The sequence below is a fragment of the Bdellovibrio bacteriovorus HD100 genome, assembly GCF_000196175.1.
GTDB classification, from domain to species: Bacteria; Bdellovibrionota; Bdellovibrionia; order Bdellovibrionales; family Bdellovibrionaceae; genus Bdellovibrio; species Bdellovibrio bacteriovorus.
This window is the reverse complement of the sequence record NC_005363.1, coordinates 2127857-2152515: the sequence shown is the minus strand read 5'-3', so window position 1 is coordinate 2152515 and position 24659 is coordinate 2127857. Positions and strand designations below refer to the sequence as shown.

Sequence of the window (24659 nt, the reverse complement as noted above, 5' to 3'; positions counted from 1 at the left end):
CACTGCTTAAGCAAAAGTAAGCAGGTACCTTTTAGTTTTCGGTGTTCAGTTCTGGGAAGGATTTTACCAGATCGTCCAGAGCTTTCATTTGTTGCAGGAACGGCTCCACTTTGGAAAGTGGCAATGCTGATGGTCCATCGCAGAGGGCTTTGTCTGGATTTGGGTGGCTTTCGATGAACAGGCCTGCCAAGCCCACAGCAAGACCCGCGCGGGACAGCTCTGCCACTTGGCCACGGCGGCCGCCAGAAGCGGCTCCGAATGGATCCCGGCACTGCAGGGCGTGAGTCGCATCCAAAATCACCGGACTGCCTTTGGAAACTTTCTTCATGATGTTAAAGCCCAATGTATCTACAACCAGGTTGTCATAACCGAAGTTGGTACCACGATCACACAGAATGATCTTGTCGTTACCGCACTCTGCAAATTTATCAACGATGTTACCCATCTGACCCGGGCTCAGGAACTGGGGCTTTTTCACGTTGATCACCGCACCGGTACGGGCCATGGCTTCAACCAGGTCTGTCTGGCGGGCCAGGAAGGCGGGAAGCTGGATCACGTCCACAACTTCAGCCACAGGTTTTGCCTGATGGATTTCGTGAACGTCGGTGATGACTTTCACACCGAAAGTTTTTTTAAGCTCCGCAAAAATCTTCAAGCCCTCTTCCATGCCCGGTCCACGGTAAGAGTGGATGGAGGAACGGTTGGCTTTGTCGAAAGAGGATTTAAATACATACGGAATTTTAAGTTTGTCAGTCACTTTAACAAAGTGCTCACACACCTGCATCGCCAGATCACGGGATTCCAGGACATTCAGGCCCGCAAACAAAACAAAGGGTTTGTCGTTGGCAACTTCGATATTTCCGATTTTCACGATTTTATTTTGCATGGGTAACACCATAGCACCCTTTGGTGGTTTTTGACATCGAATATTCGAGGTGAGAAGCCCCCGAAAAAGGCCTGGGGCGGACCCTGGAGTTGTTTTATCTCACTGGACTGGACGGATCCGCCGGGCTTGTTGGCAAATCCGACGTATAAAACTTTTCAAATATCCGGGGATGGTTTGTCCTTTTTAAAAGGAGAACTTTATGGCCGGAAGCATTTGGAAAGGCTCTATCAGTTTCGGACTTTTGAACATTCCCGTGAGCCTGCAAAGTGCTCAAAGTGAAAAAGAGGTCCATTTTTCCATGCTGGATAAAAAGGACCTGGCGCGCATCCGCTATCTGAAGGTCAATGCCAAAACGGGCAAGGAAGTTCCCAGTGATCGTATTGTTAAAGGCTACGAGTACCAGTCCGGTCGATATGTTATCATGACTGAAAGTGAGCTGAAAAAAGCCAATGCCAAAGCCACCCAAACCATCGATATCGAAGATTTTGTCCTGCTGGATGAAGTGGATCCGATGTTCTTTGACCGGCCCTATTACCTGGTCCCACAAAAGGGGGCCGAGAAAGGTTATTACCTTTTGCGCGACGCCTTGGAAGGCACCCGCAAGGTCGCTATCGGCAAACTGGTCATCCGGATCAAGCAGCACCTTGCGCTGATCATGCCACGAGGTCCTTATCTGGTGCTTGAGCTTCTGCGCTTTTCCCATGAGGTCAAAAGTGAAAAGCAGGTTCACTTTCTGGCGGCCTCGGCCAAAAAGCCTTCTTATAGCCCCAAAGAGCTGAAGATGGCTGAAGAGCTGGTTGAAGGCATGACCAGCGAATGGAAGCCTGAACAATACAAGGACACCTACTATCAGGATGTGATGAAAACCATCCAGCGCAAAGTCAAAGGCGGGCAGGGTCATCGGGTCAGTGAGGCGAAAGAAGAAAAAATCGCCACCACTGACAACGTTATTGATCTGATGCCCCTGCTGCAAAAAAGCCTGATGGCCAAAAAGAAAACCGCCCGCCGTAAAGTGCGGGCAAGAGCCTAAGTCGCATGCCACTGAAGGAATATCACCGCAAGCGAGATTTTAAAAAGACTCGGGAGCCGCCGGCCCGGAAAACGAAAAAGCCGTTAAAGGCGACAAAAGAGCAGTTGATGTTTGTCGTGCAGGAACATCATGCCTCTCACTTGCATTATGATTTTCGGCTGGAATGGCAGGGGGTTTTGAAAAGCTGGGCGGTTCCGAAGGGGCCCAGTCTGGATCCACACTTAAAACGTCTTGCTGTGCAGGTGGAGGATCATCCTTTGGAGTACGGTACCTTTGAAGGTGTCATTCCGGAAAAGCAGTACGGGGCCGGTCCTGTGTATATCTGGGATACAGGAACATGGATTCCGAAAGCTCCGGTCGCGGCAGGATTTAAAAAAGGTCATCTGGAGTTTGAACTTAAAGGCAAAAGACTGAAGGGCACCTGGGATTTGATTCGCACCAGAATGCAGGGGCGGCAGGTGCAGTGGCTTTTGGTGAAGCGGGAAGACCGCTTCGCCCGGGCGGGGTATGAGGCGCCGCTGATCGGAGATAAATCCACCGTGCGGCGGCGAGTTCACACCAGAACCTCATTTTCATTTGTTCAGCCCATGTTGGCATTGCTGGTGGCTGAGCCACCCCGGGGACCCCAATGGTGGCACGAGGTCAAGTGGGACGGTTATCGCATTCAGGCCCATCTGCAGGGGGCGAAGGTGAAACTGTATACAAGGGCCGGGCATGAGTGGTCCGGTAAGATGGAAACAGTCGTTCAAAGTCTGGCCACTCTGAATGTTCAGTCCGCGGTCCTTGATGGTGAGGTTGTGGTTTTGGATCGCCAGGGGCGAAGTCACTTTCAAAAACTGCAAAACTACTTTGATTCGGATCCGGACCAGGAGCTGACATATGTCGCTTTTGATTTGCTGATGCTAAACGGCGAGGACCTGCGGGATCAGTCGTTGAAAGAGCGACGGAGGAAGCTTCAGGGAATTTTAAAAGGAAAACACAAAAATCTTCGACTCAGTCAGCAGCTCAAGTTGAATGCAGCCTCGTGGAAAAAACTGCGGCGTCAGGGGCTTGAGGGAGTGATTTCGAAAAAGCTTGATAGCACCTACATCTCCGGTCGCAAAGGTGAGTGGGTGAAAAGCAAGTTTTTAAACCGGCAGGAGTTCGTTATTGGCGGCTATGTTCCAGGTCGCGGCAGTCGCAGTGATTTTGGAGCGTTGCTTTTGGGTGTCTATGAAAAAGGACAGTTTCGTTTTGTGGGAAAAGTGGGGACGGGCTTTAGTCAGAACAGTATAACCTCAATTAAAAAACAGTTGGATCGTATCAAAGTTGCCAAAAAACCTTTCTCGGCAGGAGACCCGCCGAAGTCCGGTGCCGTATGGGTGCGGCCCGAGTTGCTGGCCGAGGTTTCCTTTGCCAGTTGGACTCATGGAATGCATTTGCGGGCGCCGGTGTTTGTGCAGCTTCGCAAAGACAAGCCCGCACCGGAAGTGACTTCGGATGCCCTGTTGCTGACCAATCCCGACAAAGTGCTTTTTGCCGCGGAAGGAATCACCAAGCTTGAGGTGGCTGAATACTATATCGCCATGGTTGAGCGGATGCGGCCGTACTTTGAAAATCGCCTGTTGGCATTAGTGCGCTGTCCGGATGGATCTGCGGGAAAGTGTTTTTTTCAAAAGCATCTCAACGCGAAGGCTGACACCATTGCGGTCTTTGAAAAAGATGATGCTTTGTATGTGAAAGATGCCCGCGGGCTTCTGGAACTGGTGCAGATGGGGGCCTACGAAATTCACAGTCGAAACAGCAGAGCAGAGGCTCCGGGAAAGCCTGACCAGTTTGTGTTGGATTTGGATCCGGGGCCTGGTGTGGCCTGGGGTGAGGTGGTTTCAGCGGCCCTCTTGATAAAGAAAGATCTGGAGTTGTTGGGGCTTCGCAGCTTTGTGAAGCTGAGCGGAGGCAAGGGGTTGCATATTCATGTCCCGTTCCGTCCGGGCCCTTCGTGGGAGGAAGTGAAGCGCTTCACGCACAGCCTGGCATTGAATTGGGAGCATCGTTTTCCGGATCGGTTTGTCAGCAAGATGGCAAAGAAGATTCGTGTCGGACGGATTTTTATTGATTACCTTCGCAATTCCAAGGGCTCGACCAGTGTTTTGCCCTATTCATTGCGCGCGCGCGACAGAAGCTCGGTGGCTTTGCCGGTGGCTTGGACTCAGTTGAAAAAATATAAAAGTGGCGATGCGGTCACCCTGAAGAGGGCATTGCAGATTCTGAAGAAGGGGCGGGACCCGTGGGCGAACTATTTCGCCCGGGCCCCGGTTCTGCCAGTGCAGAAGGCTAGAAGTGCTTCTTAACTGTGTCGCAAACGTACTGGAGCTCTTCCTGTGTGATGTAAGCATAACAAGGAAGATTCAATACAGCCTGAGAAATATGATGGGCATTTCCGTTGTCGATTTTGCCAGCCAGGTGGCCCGCAGAACCGGATTGATGGCTCATGGCTCCCGGATAGATGGTGCCGTAACCCACGTTGGCTTTTTTCAACGAATCAATCAAAGAAGCGCGCAAAGAAGGTTCGATCATCGCAACGGCGCAGTAACCGTTTTCCTTTACTTTGGAAGTCGCACGCACGGGTTTCAGAGGAAGTCCTTTCAAGGACTCTTCATAGAACTTCACGGCGTTCATGCGGCTTTGAATGCGCGCATCGATGTGTTTCAAGGACATGTTCAGGAACAAAGATTCGTAAGCCCCGATACGGGAGTTCCAACCGATCATGCCGTGGGAGTAGTGGTCCGTTCTGCCGTGGTTGATCAAAGTGCGGCAGTTCTTTGCATATTCGTCATTGGTAGTGAAGATGGCACCCGCATCACCGGATGCGCCCAGAACTTTTGCCGGATAGAAGCTGGTGGTGGAGATCAAAGCAGTGCCCAGGATGGACTGGCCGTCAATCTCAGTGCCGAAGCACTGGGCTCCGTCTTCGATCAGAAGAACGCCAGCTTCTTTGGCGAACTTGCGGATTTCCAGGGTGTCAGCAGAAGCCCAGCCGTAAAGGTGAACCATCACGGCTGCTTTGGGTTTGAATTGCTCAACAGCCTGTTTGAAAGTGGCAAGGTCCCAGTGGCATGTTTCACGGTTCACGTCCACAGTAACAGGGTTGGCGCCCACGTTGACAACGGCTTCAAATGTCGCCCAGAAAGTCATATCAGGCACAAGGACCTTGTCGTTCTTGTTAACGCCCACTGCACGCAAGGCAATCTGGATGGCGTCAGTGCCATTGGCGCAGCCGATAGCATGTTTGGATTTTGTGTATGCAGCAAGGTTGGCTTCCATTTCACCGACGATCGGGCCGCCTACGAATTGAGTTTTATCAAAAAGGCTGGCTACGCCGCTTAGAAACTCATCACGGAAACCAGGTTCAAAACGATTCAGGGTGATAAAAGGAACTTGTTGAATGCTCATAATATTCTCTCGAGGATAGTGTTTAATCGATGAGAAAATTATCCAATAGGTCCTGGCAAGTTGCAACATCCTGGAAATTTATTGGCCGTGCATCCAAGAACTGTATCTTTTTTTACGGGATCTGTGGTGCTTTCTCGCAACACACTTTTGCCCGTAAAGGCTTAAAATGCAGCATATTCCATAGGGGGGCTCATAAAGGGAGGCCACGACGGCCTCCCTTTGCTCTTTAGTGGTTTGGTGCGTTCGGGGAGGTCGATGAAGTCGATGAAGAGGACTTCTTGGCTCCCATGCCGGAAGTGCGATCAGAGCGATCCGGGGAGGCTGTGTCGCGGCTGACGCGGATGTTGTTGATGACGTCTTTGACGCCATAACAGCCTTCGGCGCAGTCTTCCGCCAAATGTTTCATGCGACGCTCGGGAACAGTTCCCGTCAAAGTGACTTCGCCATCTTTTACTTCAACGTCAATGCCTTCCGCATCGATGTTGTTATCGCGAGTCAGCATTTCACACACATCTTCCTTGATGCGTTCATCAGAGCGTTTGTAGGACTTGGGACCACGTCCGAAGTACCGAGAGCGTTCCTCACTGCGGCCGCTGGAGGCTGATTCATAAGAAGAACCATGGCGGTTGCCGTCAATGGCGCGGCTGCCACGCGACAACTCGCGGGACTCCTGAGTGCGGCCGTAGTCAGGACTGGAGTCGTTAAAGTCGCGACGATAATCAGAGGTGTCGCGATATTCGGATGCGCGATATTCCGAGGAGGGACGATAGCCTTCATCGCGGTAGCCGGAGCGTTCGTCCATTTCGTCTTGCTCATACCAGTCTCTGCGCGGGGAAGCTTCGCGACGGAAGGGGCGTTGTTCATCGCGGCGGTGGCTTTCGCCCCGCACGTTCCGTGGCTCACGTGGGTCGTGTCTCATTTGAACTCCTTTGTTGTTGGAGCGATAATGTTGATGGGAGCCTGTCGGGATGACCATCTTCCTTTATGTAATGTTTTATAAAACAAATTTGACCTGGAACAAGAAGGGCCTTCTGCAGGAAGGCCCTCTTGATACTTTTTGGAATTTCAGTTTTCAGTCTAATCCCAGCTTCTTCCATCCGGCATCAGATTTTGTGAATCAATGTCACGTGGCGCCTGACGACCGCGCATTTCTCTGTCGATCTGTTCCTGCCGACGGATCATTTCGTCCTGACGTCGATCCCAGTCCTGATCCAATGTGCTACGAGAAGTGCGGGGGTTGGGTTGAGGACGTCGTTCCTGAGGTCCGGTGGGCATCGGGCGCGACTGATACTGGGGTTCGGAAGATCTGTACTGCGCCTGAGCGTAAAGTGATGGCAGCAGCATGGACAGGATAACGAGTGCTGTGAGTTTCATAGAGTGCCTCCTGATGGTGGTTTGTTGATTAATGTCTTCTTTTTAAAATATATGCCGCCAGTGCGCCGACGCCCGCCACACTTACAGCTCCCAGTATAATCTGGTACGGGTGCTTCACTGCGTACTTACGCCCGCTTTCCAGGATTCCTCCGGCCTGCTGATAGATGTTGCTGAAGCTCAGCGGTGAAGATTCCGCCAGGGATGGTTTGTGCGTCGGTGTTGTGGGTCTTCTTTGTTTGGGGCTGCCATAGTGCGTGGAAGAGTTCCCTGCATACTCTGCTGCCATAAAATCCTCCTTGCTTGGGTTTTCCTCCATTGTCGCGCGGGGCCGCTCGGCAGAGTATAGAACTTCGTTGTTTCTGTCAGAGACCATGCAGGACCTGGGACCTTGGTGGGGTCCCTGGATACCTACTTTCGTTTGAAGTGAAGATCATTGTGTATGTCTTTGACCCCCGAGCAACGGGCCACTTGTTCTTCCACGAATCTTTTCATTTTGCGGTCTGCAACCACACCCCTGAGTGTGACCTCCCCATGGGCCACGACCACTTCCACATCAGCCACGTCGATGTCAGCTTCCATGGCCAATGACTGCCGGACCTCCTGGCTGATATTTTTGTCACTGAGTTCTGTGTCCTTGCTTGAGGATGAACCGAAGCGTGCATCATCCAGCGCCGGACGGAAACTCTGGGTGCAGCCGGTGGTGCCCTGGCGCTGACGGGCAATGTCCGGGCGGCTGGACTGCAGCTCTTTTTGAGAATCCAGGTCATGATAGCAATGGACGCTGGCTTCACGGGCAGGGCGCTTATCTTTCCGCAGAGGTGTCACGCGGCTTTGCTTTTTCATATTCTGTCCTTTCATCAGGCATGGCGATGGACGCCGGTTTTTCCTGTGTCTTTTTCATAACGGCTGTTTTCAGTCCCGAAATTGCCGGGCCGTTGATCACTTCGCCAGTGCAGGCAAAACGGGAGCCATGGCACGGACAGTCCCAGGTTTTTTCCGCCTCATTCCAGTGCACGATACCGCCCAGATGAGGGCACACGGCATTGAGGGTGGCGGTTTCATTTTTTTCATTCGTGTAGACAGCAAATGTTTTTGCCCCTTGATGCACCAGCCTTCCCTCGCCGGGGCGGGCGGTGATATTTTTAAGTTCATCCCGCAGCATGATTCGATCGCGGTATTGGGTGAGTGCGTTCATGTTGGCAGAGATGACCTTTCCCAGATTTTTCATCTTGAACCGGGAAGGTGAATAAAGATGGGCCCAGTCGTTGGGATGTTTCTGAATCAGATCGCGGATCACCATGGCTCCCACGGCCGCATGGGTCAGCCCATGCCCGGAGTCGCCACTGACGATGTAAGTGTTGCGGTTTCCCGGATTGCGCCCGATATGGGCGAGGCCATCCACGGGTTCGATAATCTGCCCGGACCATTGATAGGCAATCGGTCCGGAAATGCCGAGATTGAACAGCGCCCAGTCATGAAGCGTTTCGAATTTGCTTTCCGGGTGATCCTCCTGGCCCACACGATGGTCTTCGCCACCGATCAGCATCAGGTCTTTGCCTTCAGAATGATTTTCAATCTTTCGGACATAGTGGTAGGGGTGTGAGGTGTCCCACATCAGAATGTCCGGGAAGGCATCGTGCGGAACTTCGATGCCAATGATGTAGGTGCGGTATGCAGCTTCCATGGTATGAACTAGCACGCGGTCATTGACCGGTACATTCGTGCAGACCACCACATGTCTGGCGTATACGTACTGGCCATTTTCGGTTTTGACGGAAGGCAGGCCGCCATCCTTGAATTCCACGGCCGGGGACTGGCTGTGGACTTTTCCGCCCATGGCGACGATGGCTTGCAAAAGACCGTTTATAAATTTCTGAATATGGATGCGTGCCTGACGGGGAAAGCGCAGAGCCGGACCGAATTCGGCGAAGTAAGGAGGTGATGCCAGAAGCTCCACATCCTTAAAGCCCAGCTTTGCGGCGGCCTGGCCTTCTTCCTTAAGATAGTCTTTGTTGCTTTCGTGGCTCAGGTAAAGATAGCCATCAATGCGGCGGAAGTCGCAGTCGATATTTTCTTCTGCAACAATTTTTTCTATCAGGTCAATGGCATCACTGTGGCTGGCTATGGCTTTTCGGGCGTTTTCTTCTCCCAGATTGTCCAGCAGGCGGGACAATCCCTCGTCCAGCACATTGGAAAGATGGGCGCTGGTGCGGCTGGTTTCGTTGTGTCCCAGAGTGTCGCGTTCCAGAATTGTCACCTGAAAGCCATTCTTCAGCAGTACATAACTGTTCAGCAGCCCCGCTATGCCGGCACCGACAACACAGATATCTGTGGATGTGTCTTCCAGTAAAGGCGGGAACTCGGGTGCTTTGGTGTTTTGCCAGAATGACGGGTTATTCTGTTGATGTGGCAGCATGGGAGATCTCCTTTCTCCAGGAATAAATCGAATGTGCGCCTATAAAAACAATCAAAGTCGAATAGTAGACCCAGGCAAGCAGGACGACGATGGACCCAGCGGCCCCATAGGAGGAAGTGATGAAGCTTCCGCCCAGATAAAGTCCGACCACTTCTTTTCCGATCACAAAAAGCAAGGCCGTGATCACTCCGGCGTGAAAGGCGTCACGCAGCGCCAGTCGGGGCACGGGTAAAAAATGAAAGATGCCGGTGAAAAGTAAAATATAAACAAGAACAGAGAGGACAATGTTGACCAGAAAAGCGCCTCCACCCTTTTCCAGTATGCCGACGCGAACCACGGTGTTGAGCACAGCGGTGACCAGCAGGGACACCATCATCGCAAAAATAAATCCGAAGGCCAGACCGATTTGCAACAGACGGCTCTTCAAGTAGGTGATCGTGGCGTGAAGAAAACTCAGCTCCTCTTCTTCCACTTTGTGTCCCAGGATTTCAGTGAGGGCTGCGCGCATTTCGCCAAAGATCAATCCTGCCGACAGCACCAGAGTGACGGTGCCCAACAATCCGGCCAATGACCGCAGGTCAACCCGGTCGTTGGCATTTCTCACCACCGTTTCCATCGCTTGAGCGGCAGTCGGTCCCACCAAAGACCGCACTTCGTTCATAAAAGCCAGCTGCAGTTCCAGTCCCAGGTTGGTGACAACTGCCAATGAGATCATCACCAGCGGAGCCAGTGAAAAGCAGGTGTAAAAAGCCACCGAGGCTGCCCAGGTCATGGTGTGGCAGTCACTGAATCTTTCTGCGAATGTGAATACGAAATTCTTCACTTTCGTCATGCAAAGCCCTCACTCCTCGATTATCGGACCCATGAAGGGTGGGAGGAAGGTAAAAGTCTTTGCAAATAAACACACTCAGTCATCCTTCCGCAGGCGGGGGCGTGCCCGGATCTTTGGATGGATTTTCTCTGGGCCCGCCTGGATCAATTTCCGGTACGACCTTGGCAGGAGGTGGTTCTTTTACCGGGGACGGACGTGGCTGAGGGGATGGAGGGTCTTGTGGAACTGGAATTTCGTTGGGTCGAGGTGGGGTCATGTCATGCTCCTTTTTGGATTATTAAGCGGAGTTCAGAATGTGGGGGCAAAGATTTTATGCTTACATCTGCGAAGGGTTGTTCATATACATGACTGAACAAGTAGGCCCGGTGGAAAAAAGATCTTAGTCTTTCAGGTGCTCAACAACTTTTAGAAAGGATCCACCATGAGAACTTATTTGATGATTGCATTGTTTGCTGCTGCGGCCGTGTCTTGTTCATACAAAGAAAAAAAGACGGTTGAAACTTTGCCCAGCGCCGAAGCGAAAACCGTGGCTGTTCAGGAAGAAGCCTCCCATGTGACGGAATTTGGATTTAGCAAAGGCTCCAGTACTTTGAGCTCTGACGCCAAAGGTGATTTGCAGCGTTTGATCGATGAAGCGAAGAAAACCGGCACTATCAAGGAAATCAAAGTCATCACCTGGGGTGACAAGGACTATCCTTCCACCGAGACAAAAAAACTGTCTTCGGCGGAGGTCAAGCTTGTGAAGGAACGAAACAAGGCCATAGAAAACTATATCAAGTCTTATGACAGATCGCCGGATGTGGATCTGTACAGCATGGCGGAAAGACCGAATCTGTTGGAGGACATGCTGAATACATCGGATTCCCGTATTAAAAAGAATTTGGAGACAGCGGGAATCCCAACGACTGACAAAATGGCAAAGGTTCCTTCAAAAGCCTCCAAATCAATTGTGATGGTGATTATGGAATAAGCTCGGAATGCTGTCATTTGTAGACTTAAACAACAACAAAGGAGAATGAAATGAATATTCAATCTGTGATTGGCTCTTTGGTTTTGGCGGTGGTCGTTTCTGCAAGCACATCTTGGGCGGTGGACAGTGCCACGGAGTCTGCCGGGAAAACCCTGGGCGCAAAAATGGTTTCAGAAATTTCTTTCGATGAAGGGAAGTCCACTTTGACGGATTCAGCCAAAGAGGACATTCGTAAAATGGTGAGTGAAGCCAAGCAAAAAGGCAAAATTGATGAATTGAAAGTGGCGGTTTGGGCCGATCGTGAATATCCCACTGAAGGTGCAAAGGCTTCCAAACAGGATGTGACCTTGGCCAATGACCGTGCCCGGGTGGTGAAGAATTTTATCAAGGATGAACTAAAAGTTGGTTCCGTAAACACTTACAATATGACAGAGCGCCCAAACGCTCTTCAGAAGTTCATGCACACGGACACGGCCAAAACCAAAACGGCGATGGAAGACAGCGGCGCGGCACCGCGAACTCAGGATGAGACAGGCTTCTTCAATCAAAAAGCCAAGTCATCCAAAGCTGTCATTATGCTTTATATGAAATAGCCACATGTGAATTGGTAGGGAGGCTTTATGAAGGCATTCAGTGCGATAGTTCTGGGATGGGCACTTGTGGCAGGTGTGCCGGCCCACGCAGGATTTTATATAGAGCCCGGAATCACCTTTGAAAAAGGGGATAACGAGCTGGAGTGGCCTGCGCCCTTGGATGACTCCACCGGAACAGGTCAGGGGCTGGGCTTTAATTTGAAGTTGGGTTACCACGCCAATGACATCTTTTTTGTCGGACTGGATGGGTCTTATTCCAAACCTAAGTTTGAAAGTTCGGCGTCCACGGACTATTCGGCCGAAGCGACATCGACCCTTTATGGTGCGGTGATCGGCGCGCAAATGCCGGTGGTGGGGCTTCGCATCTGGGGTGGATACATCTTTGGAGGCGATCTGGATCCGGAAGAGGATGGAGGCGTTGACGTGAAATTTGAAGGTGCCAAGGGGCCCAAAGTGGGGGTTGGCATCAAAATCCTGATCGTCAGTGTGAACCTTGAGTATATGGACCTGGAATACGACACTTCCAAGCTGGAACAGGCGGGTCCCGTGACCGGGGAGCTTGGCAAGTTCAAGAACAAGGTCGGTCTGCTCAGTGTGAGCTTTCCTCTGACATTCTAAGTTTTAAGATGAAAGAAAGACCCGGTGTCAGCCGGGTCTTTCCCTTTTGCCTTTTCAGTCCAGTTGGACTAGATTGGCTGTGCTTTGTGTCCGATACTTGTCGGCAAGCACACAGTTTATTAGGCGAGAGGGTCTTGAGGCTGAAATGAGAAGAGAGTTTTATATCGCATTTGCGGTGGCAGTGGGTCTGAATGTGTTGTTCTATCTTTATTGGACACCAGGACTTTATTCCCTGTTCTTGTTTGTGCCTTTCTTCCTGCTGGGGTTCCGCGACCTCCATCAGAATCGTCATGCCATCAAGGCGAATTTCCCGGTGTTTGGTCACTTCCGTTATATTCTGGAATCCATCCGACCTGAAATAAATCAATACTTTATCGAATCCAACACCGATGGAAAACCGTTCAACCGTGAACAGCGTTCCGTGGTTTATCAGCGTGCAAAGAAAGTGTTGGACACGGTTCCATTTGGAACCCAGCACAACGTGTATGCGCAAGGCTATGAGTTCGTGACTCATTCCATGTATCCAAAGCATGTCGATCGCAAAGATCTGCGTGTTACGATCGGGACGGATCTGTGCAAACAGCCTTATTCCATGTCGCTTTTGAATATTTCTGCGATGAGCTTTGGTTCTCTTTCCACGGCCAGCATTCTGGCTTTGAACGGTGGCGCCAAAGACGGGGGGTTTGCGCACAACACCGGCGAGGGTGGTATTTCCCCTTACCATTTGGAGCCGGGCGGCGATCTGATCTGGCAAATCGGAACGGGTTATTTCGGTTGCCGCACTCATGACGGTGATTTTGATCCGGAATTGTTCAAGAAAAACGCGGCTCACCCACAAGTGAAGATGATTGAGATTAAACTTTCTCAAGGCGCAAAGCCCGGTCATGGCGGTATGCTGTCCGGGAAAAAAGTGACCCAGGAAATCGCCAATATCCGTAACGTGCCAATGGGTAAGGATGTGATTTCACCTCCGGGCCACAAGGCGTTCAGCGACAGCCGCGGCATGCTGGCCTTTATCACAAAGCTGCGTGAACTTTCCGGCGGGAAGCCTATCGGGATCAAACTGTGCCTTGGCCACCGCAATGAGTTCGAAGAGCTGGTCAGCCTGATGTCCGTTGAAAAAATCTATCCGGACTTTATCGTCGTGGATGGAGCCGAAGGTGGAACAGGTGCTGCGCCGCTGGAATTCACCAATTACATCGGCATGCCAGGTATGGATGCTTTGGTGATCGTTGTCGACACGCTGAAAAAAGCCGGCTTGAAGGACAAAATCAAAGTCATCGCCACCGGTAAGATCACGACGGCATTTGATATCATCAAGTTGTTGTGCCTGGGCGCAGATGCGACATACGCGGCAAGATCCATGCTGCTGGCCTTGGGTTGTATTCAGGCCCTTCGCTGTAACAACAACAAATGCCCGACGGGTGTTGCAACTCAAGATCCAAATCTGGTTCGCGGTCTGCACATCCCAACCAAGCGCGTGCGTGTGAAGAATTTCCATCAGGAAACGTTGGAATCCGTAGCCCACGTGATCGGCGCGATGGGTGTGGCCCGTCACCAAGACTTGAACCGCAGCCACCTGTACAAACGTGTCGAAGACGACACCATTAAGACCTACGCCGAAATCCATCCAGGCGTTTAAAACAAATCTAAATACAAATACTTCGAGCGGGGGCGGGCCTTGAGCAGAGGCCTTTAAGCCTGCCGCTACAGCGGCACCGTCCATGCTCAATCGGTGCCGGGACTGCGTCCCGGTTCGAGGTCGGCACCCTCCAACAGGAGGGCCCACCTCCCCCATGCGCCACCGAAGGCCCGCTTTCGGGCAGGCTTAAAGACCTCTGCTCAAGGCCCTCATTACTAAAAACAGTTTGGCTTTCGTTTTTTTAAACGTGCCCGCGCGCGTGACTCTCTGTTTTATATTTTTTTGTTTTTGCACTGAGCTGTGTAGGTTGGCGCCGAAAATCAGGGGCGTTGTTCGTTCGTAAATAGCAAAATTTGGGGAGCGAGGAAGGACCCTGGCGGCCAGAGAGAGGCCTTCGCGGGGCCTGGATGGCCCTCCGCCGCAGGCGGAAGCGACGAGGCAGGATGCCGTGCCGAACGGCGCGCCGACAGGGGCCTAGCTCGGGCCCCAAATCGTCGTGTTAAAGGCAGATCAACGACCCGCCCATTTTTTTACATGCATTTGAATTTCATTTCGACGTTGTAGCCGTTACCCAGAACTCCGTCGGCGACGGCGCCGCCTAGGCCTACGATCCCGCCGGCGGTGGATTCTGTTTGGCCACCCAAAACATAGGTCGCGCTGCCCAGGACTTGGGCTGCTTTGCTGGCTTTTTTTGCGGTTTTATAAGTCTTTTCATCATAGTCGCCTTTGTATTGGGAGTTTTCGTTGATGAAAGCGGCTGTTTGGTTGCGTTCTTTGCAGAAGCTGTTTGCCTGACGGATGGCTTCGCGGGAGCCCTGTTCGGTGTCTTCGCTGGCGATGACGACGCGGTGAACGCCGTCAGCTCCGGCGCGAACATCCGGGTGGTGGGCGCAGGCTGCGGTGAAAAGAGTGGCTGCTGTGATCAGACCTAAGCGAAGAGAGACCTTGTTCATTTGAAGCATTCCTTTTTGTTGTGAAATAACAATGATAGGAGACGCTGAACTCCGCAAACAGTCCAGATTTTTTTAAAGGCTTAGCAGCAAAGCGCCAAGTCCGATGGTGGTCGCCCCCAGGATTTGGGTTCGGGTGAGGGACTCTTTTAAGAATACCGAAAAGAGAACCGCAAAAAAGATCGAGGAGTTGCGCAGCGAAATCGCAAACCCCGGTGCGGAAACTTTGAGGCCGTAAAGGAAAATTAAAAACGAAGCCGTCGCGAAACTGCCGCACAAAAGAACCCGGGCCGGGTGTGAAGTCATGGTGGCTTTTAAGCGCTGCCAAGGAGCACTGCGGATTCCGTAAAGCAGAAATGGCAGTGATACGATCATTGCCACCAAAAAGAGAGGTTTTGGATCGGTGTTCTCGGTCAGGGCCTCATGATAGGCCAGATGATATCCAGCGATAAAGATTGCGCTGATATAGGCCCAGATATCGTTTTTCAGATTCTGCCGTTTTCCTTTCAGCAGATCCTGAAAATTCATGGCCAGAATTCCCAAAAGCACAAAAACAGCTCCCAGGAACTGCAGTCCGTGGGCCCGTTCCCCCAAAAGTACGGTGGAATACATCCACACCAGCACCATGGCGCCTCCGCGCATGATGGCGTAGGATTTCCCAAGGCTTGAAGCTCGCAATGCTTTGGACAACGTCAGGAAATAGAACCCCTCAAAAACGCCTGAAAGAACAGCGATGGCAAAGGCGCGGTTGTCTGGAAAAATGAACCCCGTCCCGCTGATTGGCAGGCTGGCCGCTGTCAGCAAACCACTCAGTAAAATGGTCAGAAAAAGGAAGCTTTCCTTGTCTTTAGAGGCTTTGGCCAGGCCATTCCAGGCTGCATGGAGCAGGGCAGAGAGTAAAAGTAACAGGGGTCCTAAAGTCATGGTTGTTGTTTTAAACCCTTTCCATAGGGCCGGGCCACAAAAAACTGCCGCGCCATGGCGTTTTATGGTATCAAAGCCCACCTATGAAACTGACCGATTTGGACTTTTCCTACCCTGAAGAGCTTATTGCCACGTCCCCTGTGCGGCCGTCCCGCGTGATGTGGGTGGAAGGTGAATTGGAGCCCCAGGAAATCAGTCTGCAGGATTTGTTGTCGCGAATTCCGGCGGGCGATGTGCTGGTCGTGAATAACACCCGTGTTCTGAAACGCCGGGTATTTTCGGGCGACGTTGAAATCCTTTTTCTGAAACAGATCAATGCCACGGACTGGGAGGTTTTGTTCCCGTCCAAGAAATTTAAAATTGGCTCTGTGCTGGAGCTTCCTTTGGGTGTGCAGATGACTTTGCAGCAAAAAGGCCGCCCGCAAACCGTTCGGCTGAGTCAGGAAGTCAGCGAAGACTACTTCCAAAAAGTGGCTGAATTGCCACTGCCTCCCTACATTCAAAAAGCCCGTGAACAGCGCCACACGGTGGATGCTGATGAATCCTGGTATCAAACGGCGTGGAATAAAAATCCGGGCAGTTTCGCGGCTCCGACGGCGAGCCTGCATTTTTCTGCAGAGGATATCGAAGGTCTGAAATCCCGCGGAGTGAAAGTTCTGGAAGTCACTTTACATGTGGGTCTGGGAACTTTCCTGCCGGTGACGGCGGAAGATTTGAATGATCACGATATGCACGAAGAGTATGTCGAAATCTCTGCGGCGACCTGGTCGGCAGTGCAAAAAGCCAAGGCGGAAGGTCGTAAGATCTGGTCGCTGGGCACCACCACCAGTCGTTCGCTGGAAAGTGCGGCGCAAGGTCTGTTGGGCGCGATGTCCGAAACTGGTTTCAGTGGTTTTACCAAGCTGCTGATTCAGCCGGGATATCAGTACAAAGTGGTCGATTGTCTGATGACGAATTTCCATCAGCCGCAGTCGACTTTGGTGGCTTTGGTCGCCGGATTTTCTTCCTTGAATCGAGTAAAAGCTTGCTATCAATGGGCCATTGAGCGAAAGTTCCGGCTCTTTTCTTATGGCGATCTGACAGTTTGGGTCGCGGCCGCAAAGTCGGCAGTTCACGAAGGGTGAGGTTATGTTGGACGGTCACAATTCCACAGCAACAGATGCAACTATGAAACTGGGTGAATTCAAAGTTCACGCGACTGACGGCCATGCCCGTCGTGCCACGCTGATGACGGCGCACGGTCCGGTGCAGACGCCTGTATTTATGGCCGTGGGGACCAAAGCCACAGTGAAAGCCATGACGCCGGAAGAACTGAAAGACTGCGGCACTCAGGTTGTTTTGGGGAATACCTATCACTTGCATTTGCGTCCTGGTGAAAAAACCATCGCGCGCATGGGGGGCCTGCACAAGTTCATGAACTGGCATGGTCCGATTTTGACGGACTCTGGCGGTTTCCAGGTGTTCTCCTTGTCCCAGCTTCGCAACATGACTGAAGAGGGTGTGGAGTTCCGTTCGCATCTTGATGGCGCGAAGCACTTTATCTCTCCTGAAAAATCCATGGAAATCCAAATGGACCTAGGTTCAGACATCATCATGGCCTTTGACGAGTGCTTGAAGTATCCGGCCACCGATGAAGAGATCGAAAAATCCATGGCGTTGACGTATCGCTGGTTGCTGCGTTCTCAGGCGGCGATGACCCGTAAGGAAAGTCTGTTGTTCGGTATCGTACAGGGCGGTTTGAGCCTGAAGCACCGTTTGAAATCCATGGAGCAGATCTGTTCCGTGGACCTTCCGGGTTATGCTTTGGGTGGCTTCAGTGTCGGGGAGCCGATGCATTTGATGCATGCGTTGCTGCCGGATGTGGCGCCAAGAATGCCAGCCAATAAACCGCGTTATCTGATGGGCGTGGGAACGCCGACAGATTTGATTATCGCAATTGATTCCGGCGTGGATATGTTTGACTGCGTCATGCCTACAAGAGTGGCACGCAACGGGACAATTTACACCTGGAACGGCAAGGTCAGCATCAAACGTTCTGAGTACAAGGAAGATCCTTCAGCCTTGGATCCGGAATGTGATTGCTACACTTGTAAGAACTATTCCAAGTCTTACCTGCGTCACATGTTCATGAGTGGAGAAATCCTGGGATCCCGTCTGAACACCATCCACAACATTCATTTCTATATGAAAGTGATGGAAAAAGCGCGTGAGGCTATCGCCCAGGGCCGTTGGGCAGAGTATCGTGATTTCTGCTTAACACGCTTCGCCAAGAAAGATTCTTAAAGCCGATGAAAAAGGCCCGCCTGCTGCGTTGTCGGGCCTTGTCCTCACTCCGGCGTGCAGAGAGCACGCCTGCGCTGCGGGAAGGCCCTCCGCCTTGCATCCGAACCTTTTTGATCGACTTTCTACTAAAGTATTGATTCTTCCCAAGAATAATGCTGAATTTTAACGTCAGTTAGAATTGTCAGTTTATGGAGGAATCAATGTTATACGGACTTCTTGTATCCACAGCTCATGCACAATCAGCAGCTCCTGGCGGCCAGCCATCGGCTTTCGAAATGTTTGTGCCGTTCATCTTTATCTTCGTCATCTTCTATTTCCTTATCATTCGCCCTCAGTCCAAGCGTCAGAAAGAACACCAGAAGTTCCTGACTGAAATCAAAAGAGGTGACGAAGTTGTCACTTCCTCCGGCATCCTGGGCCGTGTAGAAGGCATCACTGAACAGTTTGTGACTTTGGAGATCGCAGACGGTGTTAAGGTGAAAATGCTTCGCAGCCAGATCGCAACATCTCAGAAAGCAGCAACTCAAGAGGAAAAGAAATAATGGAAGGTCTTCGCTGGAGAACGTTTGTAGCAGTATTGGGCGTTGCCGCATCTTTGGTGTGGGTATTGCCTAACTTGGTAAATCTGTCGGAAGTGTCCTGGTGGCCTTCGAAGCAAAAGCTGAATTATGGTCTGGACATTCAGGGTGGTTTGCACCTTGTTATGGGTGTGGACGTGGATGGGGTGGTTAAAGAAAGCACCACTCGTCTGATCAGCACCATTAAAGCGGAAATGACCAAGGATAACGTGGCCTATGCTGACGTTAAGTCCGAAAAGCCAGAATCCGGAGAGGTTCAGGTTGTGGTGGCTGATGCCGCTGGTAAAGCTGCTGTTGAGAAATTCATTTCCGACAAATATTCAACTGTTTTGCAGGTTGTGAGCTCTACAGACACATCTGTGACGGCTCGTTACTTCGATGCTTACCTGAATGACTACAAAAATCGTGTTATTCAGCAGTCCATCGAAACCATCCGTAACCGTATCGATGAATTCGGTGTGGCAGAGCCTTCGATTTCCCAGCAGGGTGCCAACCGCATCCTGATCCAGTTGCCGGGTATGGCTGACGCTGAAAAAGCGAAACAGCTTATCAACACAACTGCGAAACTGGATTTCATGATCGTGTCCCATGAAAAGACACCTCAGGAACTTCAGGTGATGATTGCCGAAGTTGAAAAAGCCGGCAATTTCAACATGGAAAACACCAAGTATTCAGATTATGTGACTCGCGTGAACGAGGCTTTGGCTGGCAAACTTCCTGAAAAAACGGTTGTTTACTTTGAAAAAGCTCCGAATGCGACGACTATCGATGCGGGTGCCATCCCTTATCTTCTGAAAACTGACACAGACCTTGGGGGCGGCGCTTTGGATGACGCTTTCGTGGGTTATGACCAATACGGTTCTCCACAAGTGTCCCTGCAATTCAACTCTGCGGGTGCTCAGAAGTTCGCGGATCTGACTGGCAATAACGTGGGCAAACAAATGGCCATCGTTTTGGATAAGATCGTTAAATCTGCACCAAGTGTCCGTGATCGTATCGCGGGTGGTTCAGCGGTGATCACTTTGGGTGGCGGACGTGACCGTAACGGCATGATGGAAGAGGCGAAAATGATCTCCACTTCCCTGCGTGCGGGTGCGTTGCCAGCTTCTTTGGAGCAACTTGAAGAGCGTCGTGTGGGGCCTACTTTGGGTGCCGATGCGATTGGTAAAGCCAAACTGGGTTCTTATGTTGGTGCGGCGATCATCATTATCTTCATGATTGCTTACTATAAATCCATGGGTGTTGTGGCTTCCGTGGCGTTGGGTCTGAATATCCTGGGTATCTTTGCTTTGTTGACGACTTTCGGTGCGACTCTGACATTGCCAGGTATTGCGGGTATCGCATTGACAGTGGGCTTTGCAGTTGATGCCAACGTTCTGATCAATGAGCGGATCCGGGAAGAACTGCGAATGGGGCATGGAATCAAGGTGGCTGTGGCTGAAGGCTACAACCGTGCGATGTCTGCGATCATCGATGCCAACGTGACGACGGCGGCAACCGCTGTGGTTCTGTTGTACTTCGGTACAGGGCCGGTGCGTGGTTTCGCGGTCACTCTTTTGATCGGTATCGTGACGTCCATGTTCGCAAACGTGTTTGTGTCCAAGGTGATCGTTGATACTTTGGTGAATAAGTTCAACCTTAAGAAGTTGTCGGTTTAGTAGGTATATATGTCTAATAAAAATACAGAATCCTTTGGACGTTTTGATTTCGTCGGTAAAGCCTGGTTCTTCGGGGGCGTGTCCCTGGTCCTGGTTGTTGCTTCTTTGATTTATCTTGCAGTTCACGGCATCAGCTACGGTATCGACTTTAAAGGTGGTACTGAGATCCAGGTGAAGTTTGACCAGGGTGTGACCATTGATCAGGTTCGTGATTCTGTCGCGGGTTTGGATTTGGGTGAAGTGGGTGTTCAATCTTTCGGTGAAGGCAACGAATTCATCATTCGTTTCCAGGGCCGTGAAGGTAAAACGGACAAAGAAACCAATGAAATCCTGAATGCGGACTTGGGTAAGGTTCGTGGTATCATTGCAGAAAAGTTTGTTGCTTCCAATCCGGACATCCGTCGTATTGATACTGTGGGTCCTCAAGTGGGGGCAGAGTTGAAGCGTAACGGTTTGCTGGCAGTCTTCTATTGCTTGCTGGTGATCCTGATCTACGTGGCACTTCGTTTTGACTACAAGTTCGCTCCGGGCGCAGTGCTTTGCTTGTTCCACGATGCGGTGATCACTTTGGCGGTCTTCGTTCTTGTTGGTAAAGAAGTGAATGTGTCCATCCTGGCTGCGATCATGACACTGATTGGTTTCTCTCTGAATGACACCATCGTCGTATTTGACCGTATTCGTGAGGTTGACACTGGTAACCACGACAAGGGCTTTAAGTTCGTTATCAACAAGTCCATCAACGAAATGTTGGTGCGTACTTTGATCACGTCCGGGACCACTTTCGTATCTGCTCTTTGCCTTTACATCTTTGCTGATGGCACAGTTGAAGACATCGCGTTCTCTATCTGTGTTGGTATCTTCTTCGGTACTTACTCTTCTATCTACGTAGCGGCTCCTTTCGTACTTTTGATGGACAAGCTCCAGTTCAAAAAAGCTAAAGCGGCTTAAGGGTTTTTCATGAATCCTTTGTGGACGCTGCGGGAATCTGAAAATGAGCCAGTCATCCCCTCGAATGTCGAGGGGCAATGGCCGAAGCTCATCACGAAGGTTCTTGCAGCCCGCGGTTTTGCCGAAGCTTCCCATGTTGAGAAGCTTCTTTTCCCGAAGCTCGCTGATTTGAAAGATCCTCTTGTACTTAAGGGGATGTCTCAAGCTCTTGAGCGCCTGGGTCAGGCGTACCTGAATAAAGAAAAAATCTGCATCTATGCTGACTTCGATCTGGATGGAACTTCCGGTCTGGCGTTGCTGAAAACCGGCATGCTGGCCTTGGGTTTCCCCGATGTTTTGCACTATCAGCCCAAACGTCTGGCTGAAGGTTACGGCTTCCATGCCCATGCTGTGGAAGAACTGAAAAAGCAAGGTGTCAGTCTGATCATCACTGTAGACGTTGGTATCACCGCGCACGCGGCGATTGATAAAGCCAATGAACTGGGTGTGGATGTTATTCTGACCGACCACCATTTGCCTGCCGATACCATTCCTTCTGCCTTTGTGGTGGTGAATCCCAATCAAGGCGATTGTCCGTCGGGATTGGGTTATCTTTGTGGTGCCGGTGTTGCCTTCTATCTTTTGCGTGGATTGAAACGTCACTTCCACGATCATCCACAACTGCCTAAAAACAATTGGGATTTAAAAGAGGTACTAGATTACTTTACCATTGGCACTCTGACAGACATGGTTCCGCTGGTGGATGACAACCGCGTGCTGGTAAAACACGGCCTGGTGAAGCTGGCTGAAACCAAGCGCGCCGGACTTCGAGCATTGCTTGAAGAATTGGATCTGACCGGACGCCCATTGACCAGTCAGGATGTGGCAATTCGTTTTGCTCCAAAACTGAATGCGCTTTCGCGCATGGAATCCGGCATTCTTCCGATTGATATATTCCTGTTGGATGATCCAAGCCAAGCCCGCGATATGGTTCGACAAGTGATGAAGAATAATTCCACCCGCGTGCAGTTGCAGGGGGATGCGGAAGCTGAAGCTCAACAATTACTTCAAGGCTGGCCTCATCAGGATTTCGTCTTTGTGGCTTCCAGAAATTTCCATCGAGGCGTTCTTGGATTGATCGCGACCAAGCTGACCCAAGTCTATAACAAACCGGCCTTTGTGGGTGCGGTGGGTGATGATGGCATGATCGTGGGCAGTGCCCGTTTGCCACAAGGTCAGGAAGCCTGCCTGGTGGAAGCGATGTCTTCGGCGCAGGAATTGCTCAGTCGTTTCGGAGGTCACTCGGCCGCGGCGGGTTTTGAAATTGCTGAAACCAAGGTTTCCACTTTCGTGGGGAAACTAGCGGATCATTTCTCGGATTTGCGCGAAAAGCCAAAACCGCTTGAAATCTTCTATGATGTTGAAGCCGGGCTTTCCGAAGTCAGCGAAGCTCTGATGAAGTGGTATGATTTCGTCGGTCCGTTCGGGGCGGGGTTCTCGATTCCTTTGATTCATTTTACCAATGTTCAGGTTTTGTCCAAGCGCGAGCTGAAGGGCGGTCATCTTCGATTGAAGATTGCTGATGCCGATGGCGGGGCTTCCGCGGAAGCTTTGTTGTTCACGCCGACACCGCGCCAGCTGGATACCTTGACGAATGTGCCAGGGTTCTACCATGTTCTGGGTGAACTGCAGTGGAACTATTTTGCCGGGCAAAAGACAGTTCAGATTCTTATTCGGGATTTAAAGGCAGCCACATGAAAAAAAACAAAAAGGTCGTAGTGCTTTTGTCGGCGGGTTTGGACTCGACGGTGAACGCTTACGAGGCTATCAAACACCATCATGAAATTGTTCTGGCTTTGACTTTCAATTACGGTCAGCGCGCCGCCAAGAAAGAACTGGAAGCTTCGGCGAACATCGCCAAGCATCTGGGGATTCCGCATAAAGTTGTCGAGCTTCCGTGGTTCAAGGATTTTAACAAGTCTTCTTTGCTGGTCGAGGATCAGGCCGTTCCCACGGGATCTGCCGTTGAAATCGACAATCAGCAAAAATCTGAAGAGACGGCCAAGTCGGTCTGGGTTCCCAATCGCAATGGGATTTTTTTGAATATCGCAGCGGCTTACGCCGAAGCATTGGGTGCCGATGCCGTGATCCCGGGATTTAATGCCGAAGAGGCTGCCACCTTCCCGGACAATTCCCGTGAATTTTTGGAACAAGCGACTAAGTCCCTGTGGTATTCCACGTCCAATCACGTGACGGTGGGCTGTTATACGGCTCACTTGAAAAAGCCGGATATCGTTCGCCTGGGGCAGGGCCTGAAAGTTCCCTGGGAGCTGATCTGGCCTTGTTACTTCTCGGGTGACAAGTGGTGCGGGCAGTGTGAATCCTGTCTTCGTTCCAAACGGGCTTTTGCTTCAGCCAACATTGATGTGAAACATCTTTTTAAGGAGTAGTGCGGATGGAAACTTCATTTATTGAAAAGAAATTTGCCTATGACGGTTCCCAGCTACGTTCTTTGTTTGCGTATCTGGATCATGGAATTCTGGGGCCCTCCATTGTGTCGTGGGTGGGGGCTTGTTCTATCCCATTTGATCACATGGTGGATGGTGAGGATCTGCTTGAAAAAGCGGTGATCCAGTCCGATGAAATGCTTCATTTTATTATCGAGGTCTTTGACAGGGATTTATTTTCAGGCGTGGCTTTGCAGCGCCTGTTTGCTTCGATTGCGAAAGACTATGTGCAGACTCACGGGAAGGGTCTTCTGACCGGCAAATCAGTTCGCCGTGACGGCGATGATATCTATCTGGATACCAAAAAACTTAGCATCAGCATTGCGACTCGTTCGCCAGTGTCCGTGATGGTTCACTTCGCGATGAACGTCACCAACAAGGGCACTCCGGTTGAAACCCTGTCTTTGCAGGATCTGCAATTGGATCCAGTGCGCGTGGCTGAAGACCTGATGTCCCTGTTCCGTCGCGAATTCGAATCCATTACCATAGCCACCCAAAAAGTCCGCCCCGTCCCTTAGGCGGCTGAAAAAGGCCCATCTGACTTCGCCTCCGCCTTGCATCTGGGTCTTTTTGAGCCGCCTAGGCCCAGCACGTTTTTGCTTAGTGGTGGTGGGAGTGGTCTTCTTTTTTGGATTCCTTTTTCGATTCTTTGAAGGCTGGTAGAGGCAGTTTGTAAACGGCTTCGTTGCCTACGGCTTTTTCTCTTGTTGCTTGAACAATCAAATTCGTTTTGGCCGGGACTTTTCCATTCGGGATGCAGTGATAGTGGTCATTGCCCATCACGGAGCAGGTGTATTTTATTTCGGACTTTTTATTCTTTGCGGTCACAGCCACAGAGGAATCTTTGATGGTCGGATTTGCAAAGTTCATATCCAGCAGATAAACGTGCACGCTTTGGTCTTTGTCCACGGTGATTTCAGTGTGAAAGGCGCCGGGCATTTGAATGTGACCGCCGTGAGGGCCCGGTTTGTCTTCGCCATGGGCCCAGGACAGTGCGGGAAGTAGAATAAGAGTTGCTAGCAATTTCATGGTGTTCTCC

The 24659-nt window shown here is 51.1% G+C and carries 25 protein-coding genes; 14 read left to right on the top strand and 11 right to left on the bottom strand.

Features of this window, described 5'->3' with window-relative positions:
* Positions 1-31: 31 nt before the first annotated feature.
* Positions 32-886: a 3-deoxy-8-phosphooctulonate synthase gene (gene kdsA, locus BD_RS10310; protein WP_038449527.1), complete on the bottom strand. Its 855-nt coding sequence runs from the start codon at positions 884-886 to the stop codon at positions 32-34.
* Between the two features lie 199 nt (positions 887-1085).
* Here kdsA and ku point away from each other — a divergent pair, with 199 nt between their 5' ends.
* Complete coding sequence (gene ku / locus BD_RS10305; RefSeq protein WP_011164686.1) at positions 1086-1916, top strand: non-homologous end joining protein Ku; 831 nt, start codon at positions 1086-1088, stop codon at positions 1914-1916.
* Between the two features lie 5 nt (positions 1917-1921).
* On the top strand, positions 1922-4246 hold the full coding sequence (gene ligD, locus BD_RS10300) for a DNA ligase D (RefSeq protein WP_041583557.1): 2325 nt from the start codon (positions 1922-1924) through the stop codon (positions 4244-4246).
* Here the strand turns inward: ligD and BD_RS10295 are convergent.
* The 7 genes from BD_RS10295 to BD_RS10265 all read right to left on the bottom strand — a co-directional run bounded on the left by BD_RS10295 (position 4230) and on the right by BD_RS10265 (position 9970).
* Positions 4230-5348, bottom strand: coding sequence for a DegT/DnrJ/EryC1/StrS family aminotransferase (locus BD_RS10295; protein WP_038449523.1), 1119 nt, complete (start codon positions 5346-5348; stop codon positions 4230-4232). The two genes, ligD and BD_RS10295, sit on opposite strands and share 17 nt — an antisense overlap.
* A 226-nt stretch (positions 5349-5574) precedes the next feature.
* Positions 5575-6267 (bottom strand): BON domain-containing protein, encoded by a 693-nt coding sequence (locus tag BD_RS10290; protein ID WP_011164683.1) that lies wholly within the window; start codon positions 6265-6267, stop codon positions 5575-5577.
* A gap of 158 nt (positions 6268-6425) precedes the next feature.
* On the bottom strand, positions 6426-6722 hold the full coding sequence (locus BD_RS10285; protein WP_011164682.1) for a hypothetical protein: 297 nt from the start codon (positions 6720-6722) through the stop codon (positions 6426-6428).
* Between the two features lie 28 nt (positions 6723-6750).
* Positions 6751-7008, bottom strand: a complete 258-nt coding sequence (locus tag BD_RS10280) for a hypothetical protein (RefSeq protein WP_011164681.1) — start codon at positions 7006-7008, stop codon at positions 6751-6753.
* 122 nt (positions 7009-7130) lie between these two features.
* Entirely contained in the window at positions 7131-7565 is a 435-nt protein-coding gene (locus BD_RS10275; protein ID WP_038449519.1) for a BON domain-containing protein, read from the bottom strand.
* The gene (locus BD_RS10270; protein WP_011164679.1) at positions 7525-9138 is read right to left on the bottom strand and encodes an FAD-dependent oxidoreductase; all 1614 of its coding nucleotides are present in this window, start codon (positions 9136-9138) and stop codon (positions 7525-7527) included. Before BD_RS10270 ends, BD_RS10275 begins: the two co-directional genes overlap by 41 nt.
* Positions 9116-9970 carry a YihY/virulence factor BrkB family protein gene (locus BD_RS10265; protein ID WP_011164678.1) on the bottom strand — a complete coding sequence of 285 codons (855 nt, stop codon included), beginning with the start codon at positions 9968-9970 and terminating at the stop codon, positions 9116-9118. The genes BD_RS10270 and BD_RS10265 overlap by 23 nt, the downstream gene beginning before the upstream one ends.
* Before the next feature lie 421 nt (positions 9971-10391).
* Between BD_RS10265 and BD_RS10255 the strand changes: the two genes are divergently transcribed.
* From BD_RS10255 to BD_RS10240, 4 genes are all read left to right on the top strand, one after another.
* Positions 10392-10940 carry a hypothetical protein gene (locus BD_RS10255; protein WP_011164677.1) on the top strand — a complete coding sequence of 183 codons (549 nt, stop codon included), beginning with the start codon at positions 10392-10394 and terminating at the stop codon, positions 10938-10940.
* Positions 10941-10990: 50 nt separating this feature from the next.
* Positions 10991-11533, top strand: coding sequence for an OmpA family protein (locus tag BD_RS10250; protein WP_011164676.1), 543 nt, complete (start codon positions 10991-10993; stop codon positions 11531-11533).
* Between the two features lie 27 nt (positions 11534-11560).
* Positions 11561-12151 carry an outer membrane beta-barrel protein gene (locus BD_RS10245; protein ID WP_011164675.1) on the top strand — a complete coding sequence of 197 codons (591 nt, stop codon included), beginning with the start codon at positions 11561-11563 and terminating at the stop codon, positions 12149-12151.
* A gap of 145 nt (positions 12152-12296) precedes the next feature.
* Complete coding sequence (locus BD_RS10240; protein WP_041583555.1) at positions 12297-13793, top strand: FMN-binding glutamate synthase family protein; 1497 nt, start codon at positions 12297-12299, stop codon at positions 13791-13793.
* Positions 13794-14323: 530 nt separating this feature from the next.
* On the opposite strand, the gene BD_RS10235 is transcribed toward BD_RS10240, so the two are convergent.
* Positions 14324-14746: a hypothetical protein gene (locus BD_RS10235; RefSeq protein ID WP_011164672.1), complete on the bottom strand. Its 423-nt coding sequence runs from the start codon at positions 14744-14746 to the stop codon at positions 14324-14326.
* 72 nt (positions 14747-14818) lie between these two features.
* Positions 14819-15667, bottom strand: coding sequence for a DMT family transporter (locus BD_RS10230; RefSeq protein ID WP_144313846.1), 849 nt, complete (start codon positions 15665-15667; stop codon positions 14819-14821).
* 83 nt (positions 15668-15750) lie between these two features.
* Here BD_RS10230 and queA point away from each other — a divergent pair, with 83 nt between their 5' ends.
* The 8 genes from queA (at position 15751) to BD_RS10190 (ending at position 24138) form a co-directional block, all read left to right on the top strand.
* Positions 15751-16791 carry a tRNA preQ1(34) S-adenosylmethionine ribosyltransferase-isomerase QueA gene (gene queA / locus BD_RS10225; protein ID WP_011164670.1) on the top strand — a complete coding sequence of 347 codons (1041 nt, stop codon included), beginning with the start codon at positions 15751-15753 and terminating at the stop codon, positions 16789-16791.
* 4 nt (positions 16792-16795) lie between these two features.
* Positions 16796-17950: a tRNA guanosine(34) transglycosylase Tgt gene (gene tgt / locus BD_RS10220; protein WP_080559002.1), complete on the top strand. Its 1155-nt coding sequence runs from the start codon at positions 16796-16798 to the stop codon at positions 17948-17950.
* A gap of 200 nt (positions 17951-18150) precedes the next feature.
* Positions 18151-18492, top strand: a complete 342-nt coding sequence (yajC, locus tag BD_RS10215; RefSeq protein ID WP_226988156.1) for a preprotein translocase subunit YajC — start codon at positions 18151-18153, stop codon at positions 18490-18492.
* A complete protein-coding gene (gene secD, locus BD_RS10210; RefSeq protein ID WP_011164667.1) occupies positions 18492-20186 on the top strand; it encodes a protein translocase subunit SecD in 1695 nt (564 codons plus the stop codon). Before yajC ends, secD begins: the two co-directional genes overlap by 1 nt.
* A 9-nt stretch (positions 20187-20195) precedes the next feature.
* Positions 20196-21134, top strand: coding sequence for a protein translocase subunit SecF (gene secF / locus BD_RS10205; protein ID WP_011164666.1), 939 nt, complete (start codon positions 20196-20198; stop codon positions 21132-21134).
* A 9-nt stretch (positions 21135-21143) separates the two neighbouring features.
* On the top strand, positions 21144-22871 hold the full coding sequence (gene recJ, locus BD_RS10200) for a single-stranded-DNA-specific exonuclease RecJ (protein WP_011164665.1): 1728 nt from the start codon (positions 21144-21146) through the stop codon (positions 22869-22871).
* On the top strand, positions 22868-23563 hold the full coding sequence (gene queC / locus BD_RS10195) for a 7-cyano-7-deazaguanine synthase QueC (RefSeq protein ID WP_011164664.1): 696 nt from the start codon (positions 22868-22870) through the stop codon (positions 23561-23563). Before recJ ends, queC begins: the two co-directional genes overlap by 4 nt.
* A 5-nt stretch (positions 23564-23568) precedes the next feature.
* Positions 23569-24138, top strand: a complete 570-nt coding sequence (locus tag BD_RS10190; RefSeq protein WP_038449502.1) for a DUF366 family protein — start codon at positions 23569-23571, stop codon at positions 24136-24138.
* Between the two features lie 82 nt (positions 24139-24220).
* Here the strand turns inward: BD_RS10190 and BD_RS10185 are convergent, their stop codons facing one another.
* Positions 24221-24649, bottom strand: a complete 429-nt coding sequence (locus BD_RS10185) for a hypothetical protein (protein ID WP_011164662.1) — start codon at positions 24647-24649, stop codon at positions 24221-24223.
* Positions 24650-24659 lie beyond the last annotated feature (10 nt).